The 20,101-nt window shown below is 61.8% G+C and carries 12 protein-coding genes and 2 pseudogenes; 12 read left to right on the top strand and 2 right to left on the bottom strand.

Annotated elements, in window-relative coordinates; translation table 11 throughout:
- Window positions 1-14 precede the first annotated feature (14 nt).
- From araA to IPI01_06260, 7 genes and pseudogenes are all read left to right on the top strand, one after another.
- On the top strand, window positions 15-1,484 hold the full coding sequence (araA, locus tag IPI01_06290) for an L-arabinose isomerase (protein MBK7257403.1): 1,470 nt from the start codon (window positions 15-17) through the stop codon (window positions 1,482-1,484).
- A 274-nt stretch (window positions 1,485-1,758) separates the two neighbouring features.
- On the top strand, window positions 1,759-2,388 hold the full coding sequence (locus IPI01_06285) for a hypothetical protein (protein MBK7257402.1): 630 nt from the start codon (window positions 1,759-1,761) through the stop codon (window positions 2,386-2,388).
- A complete protein-coding gene (locus IPI01_06280; protein ID MBK7257401.1) occupies window positions 2,372-3,250 on the top strand; it encodes a hypothetical protein in 879 nt (292 codons plus the stop codon). Before IPI01_06285 ends, IPI01_06280 begins: the two co-directional genes overlap by 17 nt.
- Window positions 3,251-3,320: 70 nt before the next feature.
- Complete coding sequence (locus tag IPI01_06275) at window positions 3,321-3,950, top strand: hypothetical protein (protein MBK7257400.1); 630 nt, start codon at window positions 3,321-3,323, stop codon at window positions 3,948-3,950.
- The gene (locus IPI01_06270) at window positions 3,934-4,812 is read left to right on the top strand and encodes a hypothetical protein (protein ID MBK7257399.1); all 879 of its coding nucleotides are present in this window, start codon (window positions 3,934-3,936) and stop codon (window positions 4,810-4,812) included. The genes IPI01_06275 and IPI01_06270 overlap by 17 nt, the downstream gene beginning before the upstream one ends.
- Window positions 4,813-4,986: 174 nt before the next feature.
- On the top strand, window positions 4,987-9,195 hold the full coding sequence (locus IPI01_06265; GenBank protein ID MBK7257398.1) for a chitobiase/beta-hexosaminidase C-terminal domain-containing protein: 4,209 nt from the start codon (window positions 4,987-4,989) through the stop codon (window positions 9,193-9,195).
- A 285-nt stretch (window positions 9,196-9,480) separates the two neighbouring features.
- Window positions 9,481-10,901 (top strand): annotated as a pseudogene (locus tag IPI01_06260) (alpha-L-fucosidase).
- A 102-nt stretch (window positions 10,902-11,003) separates the two neighbouring features.
- Here IPI01_06260 and IPI01_06255 read toward each other — a convergent pair.
- Window positions 11,004-13,829: a glycosyl hydrolase family 38 gene (locus tag IPI01_06255; protein ID MBK7257397.1), complete on the bottom strand. Its 2,826-nt coding sequence runs from the start codon at window positions 13,827-13,829 to the stop codon at window positions 11,004-11,006.
- On the opposite strand from IPI01_06255, the gene IPI01_06250 reads away from it, so the two are divergent.
- Window positions 13,819-14,073: a hypothetical protein gene (locus IPI01_06250; protein ID MBK7257396.1), complete on the top strand. Its 255-nt coding sequence runs from the start codon at window positions 13,819-13,821 to the stop codon at window positions 14,071-14,073. The genes IPI01_06255 and IPI01_06250 overlap by 11 nt on opposite strands.
- A gap of 284 nt (window positions 14,074-14,357) precedes the next feature.
- Here the strand turns inward: IPI01_06250 and IPI01_06245 are convergent, their stop codons facing one another.
- Window positions 14,358-16,646, bottom strand: a complete 2,289-nt coding sequence (locus IPI01_06245; protein MBK7257395.1) for a DUF4838 domain-containing protein — start codon at window positions 16,644-16,646, stop codon at window positions 14,358-14,360.
- 335 nt (window positions 16,647-16,981) lie between these two features.
- On the opposite strand from IPI01_06245, the gene IPI01_06240 reads away from it, so the two are divergent.
- The 4 genes and pseudogenes from IPI01_06240 to IPI01_06225 all read left to right on the top strand — a co-directional run.
- Window positions 16,982-17,728: a hypothetical protein gene (locus IPI01_06240; GenBank protein MBK7257394.1), complete on the top strand. Its 747-nt coding sequence runs from the start codon at window positions 16,982-16,984 to the stop codon at window positions 17,726-17,728.
- Window positions 17,729-17,796: 68 nt separating this feature from the next.
- A pseudogene (locus IPI01_06235) lies at window positions 17,797-18,779 on the top strand (hypothetical protein).
- A gap of 336 nt (window positions 18,780-19,115) precedes the next feature.
- A complete protein-coding gene (locus tag IPI01_06230; protein MBK7257393.1) occupies window positions 19,116-19,703 on the top strand; it encodes a metallophosphoesterase in 588 nt (195 codons plus the stop codon).
- A 136-nt stretch (window positions 19,704-19,839) separates the two neighbouring features.
- Window positions 19,840-20,101 (top strand): hypothetical protein (locus tag IPI01_06225; protein ID MBK7257392.1); only part of this gene is annotated, 262 nt, incomplete at its 3' end.

Raw genomic sequence — 20,101 nt, 5'->3', positions numbered from 1 at the left:
GGATGAATGTCCCCATGATCGATATCAAGAAGTACAACGTGTGGTTCATCACCGGCAGTCAGCACCTCTATGGTGCTGAAACCCTGAAGCAGGTCGGTGAGAATGCCGGCGTCATCGTCAATCAACTGAACAAGTCCACGGATATCCCGTACACGATCCAGTGCAAACCGGTCGTGACATCGCCCGACATGATCCTGAACGTGGTGCGCGAGGCGAACAACGATCCGGCGTGCGCCGGTCTGATCCTCTGGATGCATACGTTCTCCCCGGCAAAGATGTGGATCGCCGGGTTGAACGTGCTTGCAAAACCGTTCCTGCATCTTCACACGCAGTTCAACCAGGACATCCCCTGGGACACGATCGACATGGACTTCATGAACCTGAATCAGGCGGCGCATGGCGACCGCGAGTTCGGGTTCATCTGCACGCGCCTGCGCAAGAACCGTAAGGTCGTCGTGGGGCACTGGCTGGATACCGGGGTCCATGCACAGGTCGGCGTCTGGATGCGTGTCGCGGCCGCGTACGCGGACATGCGCGAGATGAAGATCGCGCGCTGGGGTGACAATATGCGCGAGGTGGCGGTGACGGAAGGGGACAAGGTTGAGGCCCAAGCGAAGTTCGGCTATTCGGTGAACGGGTATGGCATCGGCGAACTTGTGGCACGCATCAAGGCGGTCCCCGATGCGAAGGTCACGGCACTCCTGAAAGAGTATGAGTCGCTGTATACGCTCGCTGCGGCAGCGAAGGATGGCGGCGCGAAGCGGCAGAACCTGATCGAAGCGGCACGGATCGAATTGGGCATGCGGGCATTCCTGGAGGAAGGGAAGTTCAGCGCGTTCACGACCACCTTCGAGGACCTGAGCGGCCTCGTCCAGCTCCCCGGCCTCGCCGTACAGCGGTTGATGGCGGACGGCTACGGATTCGGCGCCGAAGGAGATTGGAAGACGGCGGCGATGGTCCGTGCCGTGAAGGTGATGTCCGCAGGATTGACCGGTGGCTCGTCGTTCATGGAGGACTATACCTATCATCTTGAACCGGGCGGGGAGAAGGTCCTCGGTGCGCACATGCTTGAAGTGTGCTGCTCCATCGCGGCGGGGAAACCCACGCTGGAAGTGCATCATCTCGGGATCGGCGGCAAAGAGGATCCGCCCCGGCTTGTCTTCGATGTCCCCGAGGGCCCCGCGATGAATGTGTCGATGATCGACATGGGTGACCGCTTCCGCCTGATCACGAATACGGTGAAGGTCGTCCGCCCGGTGAAGCCCCTCCCGAAGTTGCCTGTCGCTCGTGCGCTCTGGATCCCGCAGCCGGATCTCAAGACCGCTGCGGCCGCATGGATCTATGCCGGCGGCGCGCATCATACGGTGTTCAGTCAGGCGATCGGCACGGAGTATATGGACGACTTCGCGGAGATGGCAGGCATCGAACATCTCGTGATCGATGAATCGACAACGTTGCGTACGTTCAAACAGAGTCTGCGGTGAGATGATCCCGACGCAGAGATCGCGTCGAATCACGGACACCAGGGGGATGAAGACTGCAGGGGCGGTGCATGCACCGCCCCTGCAGACAATACCGCGATGCTGGTATCTCCTGACGCCCCTGTGCCGTTTCACACCACCACCCGGCAGTTTGTAGATTCCTCCCCCTGATACCCATCTCTCTATCCGGAAAAGTGACCCCCGACACACGCGCGGGCCAGATTTCCGTGGCATGCTGATTGCGATATTTCGCACTGCAGATCATAGAGGGGATGCGATGGGTTGGCTCATAGTCTCGGTCTTTGCGGTCGCGGCAACGTTCGTCGCGACCTATCTGAGTTCCGGGAACATCTGGGACGCGATGTTTGCCGCCGCCGTCCCGGTCGGCCTCTTCCTTGTCGGGCTCCTTGCGTGGGCTACCCGGAACACCGGAACGCGCCGTCAGCGCGTGCTCATCCTTCTCTCCGTTATCGTGGTCTCCCTCGGTGTGGCCGGACACTGGGGAGTGATGCACTCCGTGGCCCGGCACTACTACGAGATGGTCATGGAGCACCGGGATCGGTTCGAGCGGCATACGATGATGTCCACGATGTATGATCGCGCGACACCCGTGTTCGCGTCCTTCCACAGCCAGCGATTTCCAGAGAACAGAAGCATGACCGAGGTGTTCGGGGAGTACTATCCCTTGCTCACCGATCGGGGGCCCGCAGTGCTTCTCGACAGTCTTGACTGTGGCGTGAAGGTCTATGCAAAGAGCGCATGGAACACCACGATAGTCCTGACCGCCGTCGGGGGGCTCAGCCGCGGGATCGATCCCGAATACAGGAATGCAGACGGACGCCAGGGCATTCTCCAGGCAACTCTGCGCCTGACGCCCGAGGGGATGGTCTATGAAAATCAAAATTGATCTTCGCGCTGCCCTGAAGGATCCCTTGCATCCGATCCGCCTCGGGCTGTACATCATGCTCGCCATCGCCATCATGGTGCCCCTGCAGGAAAAACTCCTCCGCCTCGCGGGATGGGGGAACATTGCCGCCCCCGTGTACTATGAACTGCCTCCGGCATATCCGGCAGTGCTCGCCGGTGGGATCGAGATGGCGGAGGGAAGGCTGCACTCCTTGGGTACCTCCACGCGCGGCATGTGGTCCGGTCAGGTGAGTACGGCCCTCGTCACACTTCTGCTCGCCTACGTCGTCGGTCCCGCCGTGCTGGCCTGGAGTCTCCGGGCCCGCTCGCGGTACCGGCAACGCATTCCGGTCAGGGGTGGTGCAACGTCGATCGCGCTCGCTATGGCATTCGGCGGCGCTCTCGCGGCCGCCGTCCTCCCGGAACCGGTGTATGCGATCGCCGGCACCCGGCAACTTGCCATGCTCTCCCGTGATGACCGCTTCACGGAGAGGTGTGAGGGCCTCGAGACGGAGCTCTATGCCATGGCCAGGAGAGCCCAGATCCGATATTTCCGATCCGGAACGAAGCGGGGTCAAGGGCATTCGTGGCTGACCGGAGACCGTTCCGGAACTCCCGCGATCCACATCGGCGACCTCCTCGATACCACGGCGGGGCAGGTCCCGGCGGACACGATGACGATATGCCTTGGCAACAGAACGTTCTCTCTGTGCGTTGAACGCGCCGATTCGCTGACGATACGTGGTACTGTTCCGTTCGAAGGAAACGACCGGCTTCCCGACCCTCCCGAATGGTTGCCCCATACGATCGCGATGGTGGCGGGAGTGACGCCGCTGGTTGTGCATATGGTCGAGGAACCATGACAACGTCCCCGGGGAACAGACTGAAATGGCTGTCGCGCTGTCGCATCATGACCCTCATGGGAGGTGCACAATGATCTGGCTTGTCGCTGCCGTGGTAACAGTCTGCGCGACGTTCAGCGGGACGTACATCTCCACCGGCGATATCTGGACTGCCGCGTTCGCCGGAGGCATTCCCGCGCTGCTCTACATGACAGGGTTGGCGGTTCACGCCACGTGCACAACGGCCAGCCTTCGCTGCCGCGCGGCGGTGATCCTGGTGGCCGTGGTCTTCCTGAGCGGCATCTCCGCAGAGTTCATGGTCCTGAGCTCCCGCACACGCTGGCAAGCCGACCAGATGGTCATCTCGGGCGAAGTGATCGACCGCGGCATCCTCATGACCAGCCTGTTCGATGCTGCCTCGCCCGCCTTCGTTTCGTTCCAGCAGCAGAGCCAGCGCCATAAACGCCCGGTGGGCGAGGTCTTCAAGGCCGCATGGGACAACCGTGATTGGACGGCGGAGGTGGTCCGGTTGGAGAGCCCGTCAGAACGGATCACGATCTTCGCCTCGCCAAATCCCGACGGCTCGGTGTGGCTGACGGGGGTGGCGCTCGTGACGAAAGGGGGAGACCCCAACTTCGCAAATGTGAACGGGACCTCGGGATTTCTTCAGTCGCGCCTGTGTCTCTCTTCCAGGGGGATGAACTATGAAATTGAGAATTGATCTGCGCACGTTGATCGCGGACCCGCTCCACTGGGTGCGCATCGTCCTGTACGTGCTCGTCGCCATGGTCGCATTCGCGTCCGTGCGGCTGTACATCAACAGGCATTCGAGCCAGGGCGGATGGTGCGCCGTGCTGAATGATGTCGTGCCGATCGCCGATCCCGTTGTGATGGCCGGATGGATCGAAGTGGAAGAAGCGGTCCATGCGTTCGCCGGCTACGGCTCCCGCGGTGTATGGAGGGGGACCATTACGGGTGTGATGACATCCATGGTGGTCCTGTACCTTGTTGGGCCCACGCTTCTGGTCTGGGGGATCCGTGCACGGGCGCGGTGGCGGCCGGGTGAACCCGGCACTCCTCATGCAGGAGTGATCGCGGCTGCCCTTGTCTTCGGCATCTGCTCGGTGACGATGCTCCTCCCCGGCTTCTTCTCGGCGTATGCAGCCATCGAAGGTCATGAGGAGGATCTTGTGCAACAGGCCGTTGGCGCGGAAGAGTGCACGCTCCTCACCGAGTTGACACTGATGGCGCGCAAAGCGCAGGTGGCCTATTTCGTCGCGGGTGAACCCTGGCAACTGGCGGGTTCATGGCAGTTGTCGGATGGCTCCAGGCAACCGGCGCTTTCCATCGTTCAGCTGATCGAACCCGGCGTTGATGCCGAGATCACCGACAGCAGACATGCGGTCATCGGCGGGCGATGCTATGAACTGGTCGTCGAGCGTGCGGACTCTCTGACCCTCCGGGGCACATGTCCGCCTGTCCTCATGCGGGAGAATGGGGGACCGGTCTTCGAGACCGGCGGGGAAAGAAGCATCGCCATGGGCATCACGCCGGCCTCCGTGTCACTGGCGTACGATCAGTGATCGCGTGGTGTGCCCCATCCTCCAGGGCCCGGAGTTCCTTCGCCGGGCCCGATGCGTTTTCCGGAGGGTGCCTGCTTCTGCTATGAGTCACCTGCAATCTTGAATTTCTAGATGCAATGCGCTATCCTACCTCTGCACACGCCTGTACCCTGCCATCTTCCAGGAACCGCTGCCATGCTCCGTATCAGGAATTCCACCGCCATAGTTGTGTTGATGTGCCTCTGGGCCGATCCTCGGACCGCAGCGGCTTTGCCTGTCCTGCCATCCGCGGAAGCCGGAGATCCGGCCCCGCGGGTCCGTATCTCGGCCGCCAGCACATCCGTCGTCCGTAAGACCGCTGACGGGCACCGGCAGATCCTCGCCCTCGACGTGGTCTCCGATGTCCCTCTGCCAGCCGCTTCCGCCCGCATCGCGCTCCCCGGTTCATCGATCCGGCGGTCACTCCCTCTCGGCGATCTGCCCGCTGGTACGGAGCGCCGCTTTCTCGAGATCCCGGTTGCAGCCCGTGGAGACAGCATCAGCATCGAGCTGCTGTCGGGGGATGCCGTCACCGCGAACGCACGCGTGTACATCACACCTCCCAAACAATGGCGCGTGTACGACGTGCAGGTTTCCCATCACGATCTCGGCTATGCAGACTACTACCATTTCATGCGCCGGGATGTGCGCGAAATGGGGATCGAGATGGCACTGGAGTACTGTCGCCGTACCGATGACTGGGAGCCCGAGGCGAGGTTCCGATGGACCGTTGAGACCAGTGAGCCGATGACCCGGTTCATCAGCGCACAGCCGGAGAGCGTGATCGCCGATCTGACGCGACGGGTGAAGGAAGGCCGCATCGAACTCGGTGGACTCCACAACTCGGTCTCCACCGAGATGATGGGCCACGAACTCATGGCGCGGTTATTCTATACACCGAATCGCCACATCGTCGACCTTCTGCATGTGCCACCATCCCGGACCGCACTCATCACGGATGTTGTCGGACTTTCCCGTGGACTGCCGCTGTTCCTGAAAGAAGCGGACATCCCGTATTTTTATCATGGCTACAATGAAACGGTGAACGGGTTGTTTCCGGCCTCCGCCAACCCCGTGTTCTACTGGAAAGCCGCCGATGGGGATCAGGCGATGCCGCTCTTCAGAAGTTTTCCGTACTACTCGCCCGACCGCCTGACGAAGTACGATGTTGCGGAGTTGGCCAAACTGACCATGAAGTATGATGCCGACAGCTCATGGACCTATCGCTGCCTTGCGGCAGAGGACAGCTACGACTTCAGTGTACCGCATTTTGAGAATGTGGAAGGTATCAGGGCGTGGAACCGGCAGTATGCCAATCCGGTGTTGGTGTCCGGCACCTTCACGATGTTCTTTGACGATATCCGCGCCCAGGCAGATACGGCGAGGATCCCGGTGTTCGACAAGGATGCACCGAATGCATGGGCCGATCAGGACGGGGCCGATGCGCGGCTCCTGGGTGATGCGCGCCGGCTGAATTTCGACCTCCCGACGGCCGAGAAGCTTGCCACCGTGGCCTTCGCTTCCGGAGGCAAAGGGTATCCGTGGCAGGAGCTCTGGGAGGGGTATCACAAGCTCCTCTCGTACCATGAGCACACCAATGGGGCGTTCAGCGAGGAAGATGTTCTCCCGATCCCGCTCCTGAAGGACCGGAAGGCCGCCAATGCGAACTACTATGAAGCCGAGCAGGTGATGCACAAGCGCCTGGTGGGAGAGGGGCGGGAGTTCGCGGATCGGGCCCGCGATCACGGCATCACTTCTCTGCGGTCACTCATTGCCGCACCATACGACCGTACGATCGTGGTCTTCAACCCCCTGAGTTGGACCCGGACCGATATGGTGAAACTGGATATGCCCGCCGGGGCGCAGTGGAGCGTGGTGGACAATATCACCGGATCCGCGGTGCCTTCCCAGCGTATGCCGGATGGCACGCTGCTGTTTCGCGCGAGCGATGTGCCGGGTATCGGGTATCGCACCTTCCGCCTCGTCCGCGGCACCGCGTCCGCGAGGGAACCGGCGTCGCCACGGGCTGACGGCCACGTCCTGGAGAATGAGTTCTATCGGATCGTGTTCGATACCACCACAGGCGCGATCGCTGGCATCGTTGACAAGAAGCGTGGAATGGATGTTGTTGACCGCACGGCACCCTTTCGCATGAACGAATACGTCTACCAGCGGCTCGAAGATGCATCGTCACGCATCCCCCAGGTCCCCGGTTTCAGTGTGCACCATGAACTCGCCGGCGGGGTGGTGGAGCCTGCCGTGGAGCAATCCTCCGGCTCGACCACGAACTTCTATGCCGTACAGCATTTCACCGATCTCTCCAACGATCGATTCGGCGTGACGGTGTCATCAACGGATGCACCACTCGTACAATATGGCCGCCCCAGGCCGGCGCTCTGGAACTTCCCCAATGACATGGAGTCGATCCTCAGAAAGCCGGAGAAGAGCCATGTTGCCCTCTATCTGATGAACAACATGTTCTTCACGAACATCCCTCTCTCGCAGCCCGGTCCCGTCTCATTCCATTGGAGTATCCGTGTGCATGACCGCGACTGGCGTGCGGGTGGTGCACCGCGGTTCGGATGGGAACGCGCGCATCCGTTCACGTCGTTCATCATTGATCGTCCCCAACGCGGGCCCCTGCCCGGGACACGCCATGCATTCCTTACTGTCGATCCACCGAATGTGGTGTGCACCGCGCTGAAGCCGTCAGAGGCGAACGGCGCCGGCTTCATTCTCCGCTTTGCTGAGATCGAAGGGGCCACCACCGGGGTGCATGTGCATGCCGGGCTTTTCGACCGTATCGACCGGGCCGTGGAGACCAACCTTGTGGAGGTGGACAGGGGTGTTCCTGTCACGATCGAGGGGAAGAACGGCCTGCGGTTCACCATCAACCCCTTCGGCGTGAAGACCATCAGGGTCATTCCGGCTGCGGGACCGGCCCCTCTGGCGGTCGCCGGATCTCGCGGGGCTTCTGTCTCGGATCGAGAAGTACGCGTATCCTGGTCAGCTCCCACGGGACCGTCACCTGCGTTCTACAGGGTCTATCGTGGGTCGGCACGCGGGTTCACTCCTGGACCGATCAATTGCATCGGGACATCCGTGGCTGCGTCCTTCGCCGATCGCCCTGTGCTCAGCCATGGCGGATGGTTGGATGGCCGGGTCGAACCTTCCACAGACTACTATTACCGGGTTGCCGCGGTGGGGCGCGACAATGTTGAGGGGCCGGCGTCGGTGCCGTTGCACGTGAAGACCATGGCAAGCGCGGAACGCAATACTCCGCCTCAGAAAGTGCTGGGCCTGTCTGCCACGGCCGTCAGCCCGGTGACGCCGTTCACATACACCTGCCTCATCTTCTACACGAATCCGGAATCCGATGTGACGCGCTACCGGGTCTACCGTTCGGAGACCCCGGGCGTGAAGGCGGTGCCGGCTGCGCTCTTAACCGAGCTCGATGCAACGAGGACGTACGAGCACGTGATCCCGCATGGGTTCGCAAAGGTCACCCGTGCCCTGCGGGATTATTCGATGATCGTCTCTCCCGACGAGTCTGCCCGACCGAACCGCCGTTACTATTATAGGGTCTGTGCCGTGGACGAAGCCGGGCAGGAGGGAGAACCCTCGGATGAGGTGGGTGCGCAGGCGAGTACCGACCGGATCACCTTTGCGGGAAGCACGTTCTTCTTTGATAGTGCCCTGGTGGATATTCGTCCGGTGCTGGATGATGGCAGCAGGATCACCTACACGCTGGATGGCACGGTTCCTACCGCGGGGTCGACGCCTTACACCGGGCCGTTCGTGCTGCGGGAGCCGTTGCAGGTTCGCGCTGCGCTGTTCCTTCCCGGAACATCGACGCCGTTCGTAACAGGAGAGGCGACCTACCGCCGGGCGCTCTTTCCGCCTCCGCAGTACCTCCAGCCCTTCAGCGAGAAGTGGCCCGGACAAGGTGCCCTGAACCTTGTCGATGGCAAGCGTGGGAGTTCGTACGCGGATGGATCCTTCCAGGGGTTTGAGTTCCACGACATGGACGTGATACTGAACCTCGGCGGTGCCCGGGAGATAGGTTCCGTTACGGCATCCATGTTGCAGGATATCCGCTCCTGGATCCTTCTGCCGGAATATGTTGCGATCTCCGTTTCCGTTGACGGGGCACGGTTCGATCCGGTGGGTGAGGTGCGGGTCGTGAATGAGCATGATCGAAAGGACGGCGTCTTCTCCGTGGAGTACACGGCCTCGTTTCCGAAGCGGATGGCCGCTTTCGTCCGGGTCCATGCGAAGAACGTGGGTATGTGCCCGCCCTGGCACGTCGGACACGAGTACAAGGGAAAAGCGTGGTTGTTCTGTGATGAGGTCGTTGTGAAGTGAGAGCAGGCCAGAGCAGAGAGAGCAGAGCAGAGCAGAGAGGAGGCAGAAGGCAACGAGGTCGACAATGAGACCGGAAGAAGGTGTGGATCAATCAGAGGAAGCAGGGTGAACATGAATCGGACATTTGGAGGGAACAGCACCGTGGATGCACGAAGTGTACAGGCGTCAAGAAAAAGGGACCTTGCGTTCCTGTCGTTTGTTCTGATGTGCGTTCTTGTTGTACAGCCGTTGATCGCACAACCCTCAAAACCCGGCAACGTTGCGGTGATCAAGCCCGGCGAGTCCATGAAGAGCGTCGTCACCAAAGCGGCCAACGTCGTGCCATCGCCACGCCAGCTCGCATGGCAGCGGCGCGAGTTCATCGGGTTCATCCACTTCGGGGTGAACACGTTCACGGACCGCGAGTGGGGCGATGGAAAGGAAAGTCCCGACATCTTCAACCCCTACCTCTGGATGCGCGCCAGTGGGCGCGGGTCGCGCGCGATGCGGGAATGAAGATGCTCATCGTCGTCGCGAAACACCACGATGGCTTCTGCATGTGGCCCTCGAAGCTCACCAAGCATACTGTGAAATCCTCCCCCTGGCGGGGGGGCGGAGGCGATGTCCTCGCGGATCTCGCTGCCGCGTGCCGGGAATTCGGGATCAAGATGGGCGTCTATCTGTCGCCCTGGGACAGGCATGAGCCCGCCTATGGCAACTCCCCGGTGTACAACACCCACTTCGTCAACCAGCTTCGCGAGGTTCTCCAGAAGTACGCCCCGATCGAAGAGGTGTGGTTCGATGGCGCGTGCGGTGAGGGGCCGAATGGCAAGCGCCAGGAATATGACTGGCAGCGGTACTACCAGACCGTGCGCGAACTCGCGCCGGGTGCTGTCATTGCCATCATGGGTCCCGATGTCCGGTGGGTCGGCACGGAAAGCGGTGTTGGGCGGGAGACCGAGTGGAGCGTGGTTCCGGATGTCACCCAGGATGTGGCATCCATCGCAGCGGGCTCACAGCAGAACCCTGTGGATGCGGGGTTCAATCCTCATGACCTGACCCTTGACGATCTCGGCAGCAGGGAGAAGATCCGCAACGCGAAGACCCTCGTGTGGTACCCGGCCGAAACGAACTGCTCGATCCGCCCCGGATGGTTCTATCATCCGAAAGAGGATTCGCTGGTCAAGACACCACAGCAGCTCGTCGATACGTATTTCAGTTCCGTCGGACGGAACGGTGTGTGGCTCCTGAATCTCGCTCCCGATCGGCGTGGATTGATCCATATCAATGACGTGAAGAGCCTGATGGGGATGCGCGCCATCCTGGATAGCATGTTCGCGGTGAACCTCCTGGAGAATGCCAGGGTGAAGGCCCCGGGCGCGGGGAGGGGACGCGAGGCAAAGAACGTCATCGACAAGGAGTACGAGACCTACTGGATGCCTGCCGCGGGCAGCGCGACACCGTCGATCGAATTCACGTTCACGGATGAACGGACCTTCGATGTTCTGCTTCTGCAGGAGTGCATCACGGTCGGACAGAGGATCGAAAAATTCCGTCTCGATGCGTGGCAGGGCGGTACGTGGAAGGAGATCACGCGGGGGACGACGGTCGGATACAAGCGCTTGTTGCGGTTCCCCGCCGTCACGGCGCACAAAGTGCGCGTCGTGATCGAAGCCTCCCGCACCAGCCCGACCCTTTCCGTGGCCGGGCTGTACAAGGCGCCGTAGTTCACATCATGTTCGTCTCTCGCGAAGGCGCAAAGGCGCGGTCTGCCGTGCTGTGCGTTATCTTGTCTGTCTTCGTGCCTTTGCGAGAGACCATGCTCCCACCTACTTGCCCACCAGGACGAACTTCACTTCGTACGGTTTGAGTGATACGGATGCGACCGCGCGCAGCGGCGTGCCCAGCGCGTCCGCCTCCTGTGCCTTCATGCTCGTACGGTCCGGTGTGAGGCGCAAGGTTGTCACTCGCCCCTCCGTCTCCCGAAGGTGATAGAGTACGCCGCCCTGCACCGGCCGTGCGCTGACCATGAGCACGGATGCCGGCAGGAATGGCCACGCCGAGCGTGTCAGCACTCCGCTCTGTTTCTTCGGGCTCGCCGGAAGGACGCGTGAGACGAACGGAACGCGTGTTCCCCAACCGAACCGCGTGGCGGCATCATTCGAGGCATCTCTGCCCGACGTGATCGCGTAACTCCACGTCATTTCCCCCTCCTGGCTCGACCGGAAGTTGGTCGTCCAGTAATTGTTCAGGACCCATGAGTAGATCTGTCCGCTGGCGGGCCTGGCGTTCTTCTGAAATCTCCCGGTGTTGATTCCTCCGAATTGCATCAACGGTACTTCGTCGCTCACGAGCACGATCTGACCGCGGTCCGACCGCAACGCGGCGAACGTCTGCGCCGTGTTCCAGTCTGTGGTCGTGCCGGGAAGCTGGTTCTCACCGGGGAAGGCCAGCCCTCCCTGTGCCTCATAGGCGAGCTTACCGCCCTGGAGAGCGAAGGGGAATGCGACGTATGCCGCTTCGGGTTCATGGATGGCCAATTTGCGTCCCTTCCAGATGAGGTCGAGTCGCTTCGTATTCTTGAAGAGCCGGAATTCGCACGCGACCCGTATCGAATCCACGAATCCGTTGCTGATCCCCTTCACGGTGAAGCTCTGCCAGAGCGGGCCGTCGATGCCGGGCTCTATCGTGATGGCGTGCATGGCTGTGCGGGTGTGCCCGCCAAGCCGGAGCTCTTCGATGCTGCTCCGGCTCGTGAGCTGTTCATAAATGAGTTGCCCGAGCTGCCACGCGCGTGCCGGGTCGATCAGCTCCTGACCGAGTTCACGGTCGAAGAGGCTCGTGATGCCCCCCGTCCTTCTGTCGATGACGGTCCGGTAGTGGGCATTCTGGATGGTGTCGGGTGGATCGAACGGACGGTCTGCCGGCCGGTCGTCCGTGCCGCTGATGATCCGGATGGTGCGGTATCCGAGCGGCGGGACATCGTTCAGCCAGATCGCCCAGTAGTTGCCTTCAGGGCGCGATCGCGTGATCTGTGCGGCGATCTCTTCTCCCCGGTCGTCAACAAGGCGGAACGACTTTTCCCTGGGGAGGACCTGCTCATCGATGTAGATCTCATGGAGTCCGGACCGCTGCCAGTTGAGCGTGTTGAACACGACGATCGACGGCACGGTGGACCCGGTGAGATACGGCTGCACCTGCCCCATGGCACCTTCACGCAGCAGCCGCGACTGCATCACTCCCTGCCACGCGTATGAAGATTTCTCTGCCCATTGGGTCTGCGTGTTGTCCGCCATCGGATCAGAGATGCTCTCCGCCGACCCGAACGTATGTTCGTTGTAGAAATGAAGATGGTCCGAGACGTTCCGCACCTGCTCATGCAGCGCTGGCGGGAGCACGGCGCCGAAGTCCTGCGCCATTGCCAGCAGTCCCTGGTTGGCGATCAGATCGGTCGCGGTCAGGCGGTTCGCTCCGGTCTCGCGCATCGCGCTGCCGTATCCGTCCGTCCACCAATCCGGCCAGGCCACGCGGTACACGGGGAGCGTTGGGCCATGTTCCTTTTCGACCCATTCCAGGAACTCATGGACCGTCGCGCTGCGGAGCTTCGGAGCTTCGTACATCTCATTCCATCGGCGGATATTGTCGCTCGAGAATGTGGACGGTGGCGAGTTGTCCGTGAAGTAGCCGCTGTACTGCATATTCACGCGATCGTACGGATAGCCGTCTGCTTCGAGCTTCTGCAGATACAGCGGCAGCTCGCGCTGGATCAGGTCGAAGTTCGTCGTGTGGACGTTCTGGAAGTTCCCGGTCATGTAGTGGTCGGCCCGGTAGGCCAGGACGCGTTTGCCGGAAGGTGACTCCCACCAGAAGGGCGTCGGGACGTCGAACGGTCTGAGTGCCCGGGCAACGTTGATCCCCGAGGTGACGTACCGGATGCCGAGGTCCTGGAAATAGTCCACAAGGCACCACGCGTAGCCGTTCACATCATCCTGCATCGCGGTGCGCACCGGCAGTCCCTGTACCTTCATCATGGCGATGGGTTCGAGCGAGTGGACGAGGGCATTCTCATCGGCGACCTCCGCCCAATTCAGAAGCATGCCCGTGACCTCGATGCGCCTTTCGGTGATGCGCCTCTTCAATCGTGCGATCTGCGATGCCGGACGCGACTTCAGATACTCACGCACCGCCCACGACGTCTCGCACGTCCACCGGAACTGTGCATCATCCGGATATCCGTCGGTCTGATCGCACAGGTCCAGCGCAAAATCGATGTACCGGAGATGTTCGGCAAGGATCTCCGTCTGCGGACGGGTGTAGCCGATATCCGTGTGCGAATGCTGCACCAGGTACATGGTCCAGCGGCGGACAGGGTTCACGGTGACGTGTGCGGTACTCGTTGTGTTCCCCATGCCGAGCGTCACGGTCATGGGTGTGGGTGAGGCGACGGGCGTGATCAGCACAGGGTGGCGGGTCACCCCGAACGGGATCGGGATCCTCTCCGCCGCTTTGTCGTCGATCCGTATCGTGCCTTCCGTGGCAGCACCGATGTTCAGGATCTCGAGATCCAGAGGCTGCATCACCTTGCCGTTGCTCTTCTTCAGGATGGGGAGGCTCTCGACAGTGACGCCGTTGGCGACCGGGTGCGTGAACGTCATCACCCATGCGGTGCTCTTTGGCGGCTTCGCCGGTGATGCGGCATTCAACCGGCTTGCCCGGTTCATACGAACCGGCGGGAAGGGTGAGGCGCATCAGACCAAAACGGTCCTTGTTCCGGTCGACGAGCACCAGGCTGAACTCCAGACGGATCCCGCCCGGGCCCTCGGTGTGCCATCCTTCCGTGGGCGCGGTGGTGAAGTTGGCGGCATCCTTGCCGTTCACGGCGAGCGTGAATGTCTGTGACCCGAGGTTGCAGCCGAATCCTGCCAGCCAGATGAATGTCACGCCCCCTGCAGGCGCTGGTCCGGTCTTCCAGACAATGGGACTCAGCCCGTCGGTCGCACGGGCGATGAGCGCATTGCGCATCGTAGAGACGGGTGACGGGTAGGTGATCGTGGCACCCGACACCGTGGATGCATAACCGGGGAGCGGGTCTGCGCTGCCCGCATGCGACAGGGCAAACGAGGTGCAGACGACGAGAGACAGGGCGAGGAAACGGATACGAACACGAAGCATGGGTTGTCCTTTCAACGAACGACGATCTCGTCAATGAAGAGCCAGCAGGGCTTTCCTGCACCGATGTGCCACCCGGGGCAGGTGAGGCGTGATGGGGCGGTCAGCCGGATGTACCGTCCCGTGCGCGGTGGGCCCTCGATCCGGAATTCCTTCCGGACAACGCCGCCTTCGGTTTCGGGGACAACGCAGGTGATGCTTCCGGCGGGAGTATACTCTTTGCCGTCGTTGGACACGGCGATGGACACGTTGTGCGTCAACCAGGTCCACGAATAGATCTCCTGATAGAACGTCGTGGCCACCGAGGAGAAGGTTGTCGGTGCCCCGAGGTCGATCACGGCCTCCACATGTTCGGCCTCGAACCCCAGCCAGTTGCAGTGATAGTCGCCTGCGCCATGAATGCCGTCCGTCAGCGCACGTGCCCCGCCCACGGGGTACTTCTCGCTGTGCTTCGTCAGGAGCGTCACGGGCTTGCCGTAGGCAAGGTTGCCATCGACACTGACACGCATATGCGCTTCGACCGCCTGACGGTACTCATCCGGCGGGCGCCCCATCTCGTCGAGGCGCCGGATGCCCGCATGGTTCGCCAGCAGGACGAATCGTTCCAGCCGTTCACGCATCGCGGCCCGTGGCACGATCGTACCATCCTTCCGGTCGAAGTAGGAGAGCTCCGGAGAGGCATCATGGAGCGAGATGTCGAGGATCGCGAACTCCACCGGCAGGCGCGCGATGCGCACGCGTTCGAGGTAGGCGGGCGTCTCCTTCACCGCCGCTTCAGCGTCGTCGAATTGGGTGGAGTAGGTGCGGAGCAGTTCCGGGGTCAGGTAGGAGTTGATCGCGTCGAACGGATAGCCGTAGATACCCAGCCCCTTGCCCGAGCGTTCGAGCGCATCATGCATTGTGTCGATGTACCGGCGGATGTGCGGTGCCGCGGGGCCGTAATACCCGGCAAGGAAATCATTCAGCACGGCATTGATGTCACAGTCCGGGTTCCAGAGCAGCTTGGCGATGAGATACGTACGCAGGTCGCTGAATTCCGCCACGTTGTGTCCGGCGCCCTGCTGGAACATCTGACGGATGTTGTTCTTCGCAAAGAGCTGGATGTTCGGCTGGAGGACGCGGAGGTTGGGAAACGGGTCGAGCAGGTTCCGGAACTGCACGACGTAATCCCACATCATGATGTTGCCGGTGAGTTTCCCCCAATCTTCGATGTCCTTCTTGAAGGATGCGTTCTCCGGATCGGTGCCGATGGGCTTGCTCCTGTTGCATTCGATGGAGCAGAGCATGATGTTCACGTTCGGATCCGGACGGATGTTCGTCGGCGCGCTGCGTGTATAATTGTAGGCGAGCGTGGAGATGGTATGGTCCGGGAATGCGCGGGCCACACGGTTCACGAACGCGACCATCGTGCCCGAGCTGCCGCCGTAGCGTGCGTTGAGCGCCGTGCAGCTGTCGCACCGGCACTCATTCAGATTGTCGTTCTGGGATACCGACCACGTGTGAGCGAGGGGCTGGCGGGCCATCCGTTCACGCAGGGCGGTGGTCAGGACGTTGAAGACATCGGGATTCGACAGGCAGAGCTGTGCGGTGGCGAGGCGCCGTCCGCCCTGGAGTGTGAAATACTCCGGATGCGTTGCGAAGTGCAGGGTGGAGGGGACGAGGGGTTCGAAGGTATGGACCCACATGCCCCATTCCTCGCGCTGGTCGTCGCCCGAGTGGAGTTTGTGCCAATCGCTGTAGGCCCGGTCGAACCCGTTCAGGTAGTGGACCTGCCGGAACCGGAAGAACGGGACGATCGTGGTATCCATGGGCGGGACCGTGATGGTGGCACGTTCCGGCACGATCGTGACCGCCGGGCTGTACATCCTGCATCCGAGGAGATCTTCGAGCAGGGTGTAGACGCCATAGAGCGTTCCTTTCCGGGAGCCGCCGTAGATGATGAGCTTCGAACCGCGCACCGCCATCCGGAAGCCATCCTCTTCGAGCCGGGAGGCGTTGAGGCCGGGGAGGAGGCGGGCGGAGCGTTTGGTGTGGCCGAGGAGGATCTCGTTGGTGCGCTCGGGTGCGGCATCGGCGACGACCGGCAGGAGTGCACCGGACATCTTCTTTATGTACGACTGGAGTTCCGTGGCCGCCTTGAGCTCGTGGGGCGAGGGGGCTGTCGGGATAACGATGACCGAGGTCGGCTTCCCCTGCTCGACGAGGGCGAGTGCTGGATGAGTCGAATTGCCTGCCACGGCACCCGCCCGGGACAGAACGAAGGCGATGAGCAGGAGCGCTGACGTATTGCGTGCGATCGGCATAACGGAATACACCTCACGGGGAAGGGTCGTGTGACGTGCGGCAGGATATGATGCCGCCTGGGTGACCAATAACCTAGGGAAAGAGAATCGGAGAAGCAAGGAAAGGAGATACGACGAGGTATTGAAGAGAGTTGGGTGCAATGCCAAAATCCACTATCTTCCGTGTGAACCGGAGCCGACGCCGCGGCCCCCCCCCCCCCCCCCCCCCCCCCCCCCCCCCCCCCCCCCCCCCCCCCCCCCCCCCCCCGGCCGGCCCCCCCCGCCCCCCCCCCCCCCCCCCGGGGCCCCCCCCCCCCCCCCGGCCCCCCCCCCCCCCCGACAGGATAAAGGGCAATATGTCCGAGGGTCAGATCGAAAGGTTCAAAGAGCTCTTCGATGAGCTGATGCGGTATTGTCTCCGCCGGGGGATCGTCCTCACGGATGCCCAGGACCTTGTCGGGTCGTCTGTGGAAGCCGCCCTGCGGCATTTCGATGCATCGCGGGGGAGTTTTGCAGCCCTGGCCCAGACATCGCTGGAGAACCGGGTGAAGAATTACTGGCGCGACCGGAAGCCATTGGATCCTCTTGAGGGTGCCGACGGTATGGAGGACCCGGCGCGTCCGGATGCACGTGATGATATCACGCACCAGCAGGCGCAGCTCAAAGGGATCATGGCTGAACTATCGTCGGAAGAGAAGGAATTCCTGCTCGTTCTGCAGTCCGTGCTGGACGAGATGGACACTCGTGCAGTGTCCGAAGCCGCGCGGAGGATGGGGCTGTCTCCGGCGAAGGGGTGGGATCTGTTCCGGAAGATCCAGCGCAAAGCAAGTCGGAAGGCGACGAAGAGGGATGGGGACGCGAGACTTACCGTGGCAAAGATGTCGGCACCCCGCGAGCTCAGCGTGGACGAAAGTTCGCAGATGTGTCTCGAGATCAACGAACTGCGTCCACCGTACGCGCCTTCCGCATCAGCCCCTGCGCCGGAGTCCGTAGGCGCCGAGTTGCGTACGCTTGCCGCATTTGCTGCAATGGAAGATGCATTCACACGCTTCTGCTCGGGCCTGCCCGGCGATTCTCTTGCGCTATTGAGATCACTGGCATAGCACGCCAGATTGACCCTCCGTGTAGTATGAGACAGAGAAGCAGTCTCACACACACACGGAGGGTCTTCATGTTACAGGTCAAGGTCGATCACGACAGCATCCGCATCGGGCGGCATTTCTCGGTTTCCTTTCAGCGCACACTCCGTATTCCCGAAGATGGACGAACGTATCCGCTTCCACCTGGCCTCGGCAGCTTTCCGGTCCGGCGTGTGCGGACTACGCCACCGCGTTCCCGCTTCGTGGCGCGAACATGGCGGCGTGTTCATTCCCATGTACCAGCGGGAAGCGCTCTGGATGTCGTTCGGCGGAGCGGACTGGCGCCCGAACGCGGTGAAGATCGGGATCGGGAAGATCAACGCGATATCGGGCAAGCCGTGGAATGAGAAACTTGAACGACGGAAGGAGGATTATCTCGTCGTTCCCGATCAGCCGTGGCTGGATGGCATCAATGCCGGGAAAGGGATCGTCCGCCAGTTCGTTGCCATGCCGCTCGGGATGGGATACACGTGGAAGGCCAGATCACGGGCGAGGAGGAATTCGGCGGGATCCAGATCATCGCCTACGATCCCAGGCCGGGGAGGTTCCCGGACTCGGAGCCGGTACGTCGGATGTACACGAGGGAGATGGCGTGCTGCATGTCTGCGCCGCATGCGAACGCCGAGATGGGGATCGCCGCCGGGGGCAAACTGACCCAGAAGATCTATCCGGACAGCTATGGCATCGATACATGGGATGAGGGGAATTCCGGGCGGGTGTACGTGCATATCGTGAACAGCATGATGTACCGTCAGATCACGGGAGAGCAACCGCCGGCGACCCCGGTGACCGCCAGGGAGTATGCTGAACACGGACTGCCGTGGTTCGCACCTATGATGAGAGGGAAGGGGATATTGGCGCCCCGGATGAACTGATGGGGGTGAAGGGCGTGAAAGCGATCGATGATGCGCACGGATTCAAGCATCAGCAGGACGATGCGAGCGTGGAGACCCCGGACAGCGTGATCGTCAAGATCCCTGCCGACAAGTCCACGGTGCAGGACGGGATGTGGTGAACCGGCCTCTCATGGCAAAGCGAGTCGGCGCAATGGTCCACGTTTCCGTGATGGACGTAGGGGGGGATGGCCGATGACCCCGTGATGGATGCAGGGGAAGGCCACGACCCCGTGATGGATGTAGGGGCAGCAAGCTGCGCCCCTGCTGCGTAGATGCCGTCATCCCGCGCCCCTACGCCCGTGGCATCGCGCACCGAGTCGCCCCGAAATTGTATCACCCGATGAGACGGATACTCTCGCCGGAAGTCATTATATTACCACCTGTATGCCTGAGCAACGGCCCTCCCGGGCCGGTCTGTGGCTTCCATCCAGTGATATCAAAGCAGGGGTTCTCCCGTGCGTTTCATCCATACTGCAGACCTCCATCTCGCGGTCGAAGCGAAAGAGTACTCGCTGGCCGTCCTCGCAGAGATCGGTTCCATTGCCATCCGCGAACAAGCCGCGGCGATCGTTTTCGCAGGCGATGTGTTCGATACTTTTACCGATGCCTATCAGCTCCGGGGTGATCTTGCGCGCTGGGCCGATGGTCTGCCGGCCGGGATGGATGTGCTCGTCCTCCCCGGCAACCACGAAGAGCTGGGGCGCGGTGCGAACACCCTCAATGCCCTGAGCTTCGGGGCACGCGTGCGCCTCGCGAGCGTGCTGCCGTTCGAGATCATCACGCTCGCGGATACGGAATTCGTTCTCTTCCACTTCCGCCCGGGATATCTGGATCCTCTTCATTGCAGCTCCCACCGCGCGTTGCACCTTCACGGGTCGCGGTCATGCACGGGACCGTTGCCGGCATGGCGTTCACTGGCGATACCCCGGAGGAAGAAGACAATGCACTCATCGACCCCTCCGATGTTCGCGCGCTTGAGTGAGCTAGCGCAGCTCTCGGACATCTTCACGGAGCGCGCGACAAGCGCGAGGGCGGGATCATGATCGCATCCCGGCTCCGCACGCGTCTGGAGGAAAGGGGAACGCAGGCCACGGGGCGTGCCCTGGTGGAGACCTGGTGCTCAGGCGGCAACGATGCGCAGGATCGCCCCCCATCAGCCGGAGAATACCGCGAATACCGGTGTGCCGTCGCCTGGACGGCCGCACAGCGGACATCGATCGCATCGCAGGGGAATGGTCGCCGACCGATATGGTCACCATCATTCTCACGGGCATCGTGGACGATGAACATGCCGTTGTTGAACTGCAGGATGCGATCCGGTCGGCGTACGCAGCCAGGGTGAGAACGCTGGAGGTCCGCATGGATGTCGAGCCGGTGGCAGGCATCGCCGCTCATCCCGCGGCATCAAAGTTCCTTGCGTTGCTTGCAGAGCGGGGGCGAC

It is taken from the genome of Ignavibacteriota bacterium, assembly GCA_016707525.1.
Classification (GTDB): Bacteria; Bacteroidota; Ignavibacteria; order UBA10030; family UBA6906; genus JAGDMK01.
Note: the sequence above shows the minus strand (reverse complement) of the source record. Positions and strands in the feature narration are given on the sequence as shown.